3 protein-coding genes are annotated in these 4,030 nt (G+C 68.8%); all 3 read left to right on the forward strand.

Annotated features, from left to right (window positions below):
- Positions 1-9: 9 nt before the first annotated feature.
- The 3 genes from ispG to ABD089_RS01710 all read left to right on the forward strand — a co-directional run bounded on the left by ispG (position 10) and on the right by ABD089_RS01710 (position 4,016).
- On the forward strand, positions 10-1,152 hold the full coding sequence (ispG, locus tag ABD089_RS01700) for a flavodoxin-dependent (E)-4-hydroxy-3-methylbut-2-enyl-diphosphate synthase (protein ID WP_343884578.1): 1,143 nt from the start codon (positions 10-12) through the stop codon (positions 1,150-1,152).
- A 4-nt stretch (positions 1,153-1,156) separates the two neighbouring features.
- The gene (locus tag ABD089_RS01705) at positions 1,157-2,005 is read left to right on the forward strand and encodes a GNAT family N-acetyltransferase (protein WP_343884450.1); all 849 of its coding nucleotides are present in this window, start codon (positions 1,157-1,159) and stop codon (positions 2,003-2,005) included.
- A 262-nt stretch (positions 2,006-2,267) separates the two neighbouring features.
- A complete protein-coding gene (locus tag ABD089_RS01710; RefSeq protein WP_343884451.1) occupies positions 2,268-4,016 on the forward strand; it encodes a proline--tRNA ligase in 1,749 nt (582 codons plus the stop codon).
- Positions 4,017-4,030: the final 14 nt, after the last annotated feature.

The raw sequence follows: 4,030 nt of genomic DNA on the forward strand, positions 1-4,030 counted from the left end.
TCTGTCCCCATGACCGTTGGACTCGGAATGCCCGCCATGCCCGCCCCGGTGCTCGCGCCGCGGCGCCCGACCCGCCAGATCAAGGTCGGCAAGGTGCTGGTGGGAGGGGGCGCACCCATCTCCGTCCAGTCGATGACGACCACCAAGACCACCGACATCAACGGGACCCTGCAGCAGATCGCGGCGCTCACCGCCTCCGGTTGCGACATCGTCCGCGTCGCCTGCCCGAGCCAGGACGACGCCGAGGCGCTCCCGATCATTGCGAAGAAGTCGGCGATCCCGGTGATCGCCGACATCCACTTCCAGCCAAAGTACGTCTTCGCCGCCATCGACGCGGGCTGCGCCGCCGTCCGCGTGAACCCGGGCAACATCAAGAAGTTCGACGACAAGATCGCCGAAATCGCCAAGGCCGCCACCGACGCGGGCGTGAGCCTGCGGATCGGCGTGAATGCCGGCTCCCTTGACCCGCGCCTGATGCAGAAGTACGGCTCTGCGACGCCCGAGGCGCTGGTCGAGTCGGCGCTGTGGGAGGCCAGCCTGTTCGAGGAGGTGGGCTTTCGTGACTACAAGATCTCGGTGAAGCACCACGACCCGATCACCATGGTCCAGACCTACCGCCTGCTCTCGGAGCAGACCGACGCCCCGCTGCACCTCGGCGTGACCGAGGCGGGCCCCGCCTTCCAGGGCACCATCAAGTCGTCCGCCGCCTTTGCGATCCTGCTGGCCGAGGGCATCGGTGACACCATCCGCGTGTCCCTGTCCGCCGACCCGGTGGAGGAGGCCAAGGTCGGCAACAAGCTTCTGGAGGCGCTCAACCTGCGTCCCCGCAAGCTGGACGTTGTCAGCTGCCCCGGTTGCGGCCGCGCGCAAGTCGACATCTGGGGTCTGGCCGAGAAGGTCAGCGATGGCCTGGAGGGGATGGAGGCGCCATTGCGCGTCGCCGTCATGGGCTGCGTCGTCAACGGTCCGGGCGAGGCCCGGGAGGCCGACCTGGGCGTTGCCGCAGGCAATGGCAAGGGCCAGATCTTCGTGCGTGGCGAGGTCATCAAGACCGTTCCCGAGGAAGACATCGTCGCGACGCTGATCGAGGAGGCCAACCGCATTGCCGCCGAGACTTCCGAGGTGGGTTCGCCCCAGGTCGCGGTCGTCTGAGACTGTGGACGAGCCGGCAGCCGGTCGGCTCCGGGTGCTGGACGGCGGTGACCTTGAGGAGGCCACCGCGCTGCTGGACCATTCCCGGGTCGAGAACCTCTTCCTTTCTTCACGCATCGAGACCGCCGGTCTCGACCCCTACCTGCTGGGTTGCGAGGTGCTGGGCAATGTCCGCGACGTACGACTCGTCGCGCTGTGCCATGTCGGTTCCAACCTCGTCCCGGCCGAGGCGGACGCCGACGCGCTGGGCCTGTTCGTCGAGCGGCTCGGCCCGCGCCGTCGCGTTTCGTCGGTGATGGGGGACGCAAAGCAGGTGCTGCCCCTGTGGGAGGGCCTGTCGCGGCGTTGGGGGTCCTCATGGAGCACGGTGCGTGAGGTTCGCCGCAGCCAACCCTTGATGGTCCTCGAGGGCGAGCCGCAGATCGATGTCGACCCGAGGGTGCGCCGGATCACCCATGACGAGTTCGGCCCCTACTTCGATGCCGCGGTGAAGATGTACACCGAGGAGGTCGGGGTCTCCCCGCTGGAGCCCTCCGGCAGCTACGCCGCCCACGTCCGCCGGACGATCTCACAGGGCCGTGCCTTCGGCATCGTCGAGGGCGGACGGGTTGTCTACAAGTCCGATGTCGGCTGCGCCGCCGGGGACGCCTGCCAGGTGCAGGGCGTGTGGCTCGACCCGGCGCTGCGGGGACGAGGTCTCTCAGAGCCCGCGATGGCGCAGGTGGCGCGGTTGTGCCAAGAGCGCTGGCCGGTGGTCAGCCTCTACGTGAACGACTACAACACCCGCGCTCGCAAGCTCTACGAGCGAATCGGTTTCGACACCGTCGGCGAGTTCGCGACCGTCTTGTACTAGCCTCGGCGCCGCCCGGCGGAGGGGCACCCGAAGGGGCAACCGCGCGGCTCGGGGGGATGTCACGCGGTTGCCGGACACAAACATTGCACACCTGTTTGGGTGAGGTGAGCGCCTATGAGAGCCAGCTCATGGCCCCTACGACGATCGTCCGGTGTCGGTAGGCTGGGTGCGCCCGTCGGGCCAGGCTGGAGGGCAGCCGAGGGCCCCGCCAACGCGTCCGCAACTGCGGGACGGTGCAGAGAGGCAGCAAATGATCCAGCGCATGAGCACCCTTTTCGTCCGGACGCTCCGTGACGACCCGGCTGACGCCGAGGTGCCGAGCCACCGCTGGCTGGTGCGGGCCGGCTACATCCGCCGCGTCGCCCCCGGCATCTACTCCTGGCTCCCGCTGGGGCTCAAGGTGCTCAAGAACGTCGAGGCAATCGTCACCGAGGAGATGGACGCCATCGGCGCCCAGCAGGTGATGTTCCCCGCGTTGCTGCCCCGCGAGCCCTATGAGGCCACGAACCGCTGGACCGAGTACGGCCCCAACCTGTTCCGCCTCAATGACCGCAAGGGTGCCGACCTGCTGCTCGGGCCGACCCATGAGGAGATGTTCACCCTCATGGTCAAGGACCTCTACTCCTCCTACAAGGACCTTCCCCTGGCGCTGTACCAGGTGCAGACCAAGTACCGCGACGAGGCGCGTCCGCGCGCCGGAATCCTGCGTGGGCGCGAGTTCGTGATGAAGGACTCCTACTCCTTCGACGTGGACGACGAGGGCTTGGAGGCCAGCTACCGCAAGCACCGCGGTGCCTACATCAAGATCTTCGACCGACTCGGCTTCGACTACGTGATCGTCAAGGCCGATGCCGGTGCCATGGGTGGCTCGGCCTCGGAGGAGTTCCTGGCCATCGCCGAGAACGGCGAGGACACCTTCGTGCGTTCGCCCGGTGGCTATGCGGCCAATGTCGAGGCCGTGACCACCCCCGCGCCCGAGGCCATCGACTTCGCTGACGCCCCCGCCGCGCACGTCGAGGACACCCCCGACTCACCGACCATCGACTCCCTGGTCGCGCTGGTCAACGAACGCTTCGGCCGCGACGACCGTCCGTGGACGGGCGCCGACACGCTGAAGAATGTCGTGTTCATGCTCACCCACCCCGACGGCACGACCGAGCCCTTGGCCATCGGCCTGCCCGGCGACCGTGAGGTGGACGAGAAGCGCCTCGAGACTGCGGTGGCGCCCGCCGAGTTCGCGCCCTTCACCGAGGCGGACTTCGCGAACCACCCCGGGCTGGTCAAGGGCTACATCGGCCCGCAGGCGCTGGGGGAGAAGTCGGCCTCCAAGGTGCGCTACCTCGTCGACCCGCGCGTGGTCACCGGCACCCGCTGGGTGACCGGCGCCAACGAACCGGGCCGTCACGTGCTCGACCTGGTCGCCGGCCGCGACTTCACCCCCGACGGCGTGATCGACGTCGCCGAGGTGCGTGAGGGCGACCCGGCTCCCGACGGTTCGGGTGCCCTGACGCTGGCCCGTGGCATCGAGATGGGTCACATCTTCCAGCTGGGGCGCAAGTACGCCGAGGCCTTGGGGCTCAAGGTGCTCGACCAGAACGGCAAGCTCGTCACCGTCACCATGGGTTCCTATGGGATCGGCGTCTCCCGCGCCGTCGCCGCGGTGGCGGAGGGGACGTGCGACGAGCGCGGCCTGAGCTGGCCGCGCGAGCTGGCGCCCTTCGACGTCCAGGTGCTGGCCACCGGCAAGGACCAGGCCGTTTTCGAGGCCGCCGAGAAGCTCGCCACCGAGCTCGACGAGGCCGGAGTCGACGTGCTGTTCGACGACCGCAAGGCCTCCCCGGGCGTGAAGTTCGCCGACTCCGAGATCATGGGCATGCCCACCTCGGTGGTCGTCGGACGTGGCCTGGCTGACGGCGTCGTGGAGATCCGCGACCGTGCCACGGGGGAGCGCCGCGAGGTGCCCGTCGAGGACGCGCTGGCCGAGGTGCTCAAGGAGGTCCACGGGGCCTGAGCCCTGCTGGCACC

Source organism: Luteococcus sanguinis, assembly GCF_039527675.1.
Taxonomy (GTDB): domain Bacteria; phylum Actinomycetota; class Actinomycetes; order Propionibacteriales; family Propionibacteriaceae; genus Luteococcus; species Luteococcus sanguinis.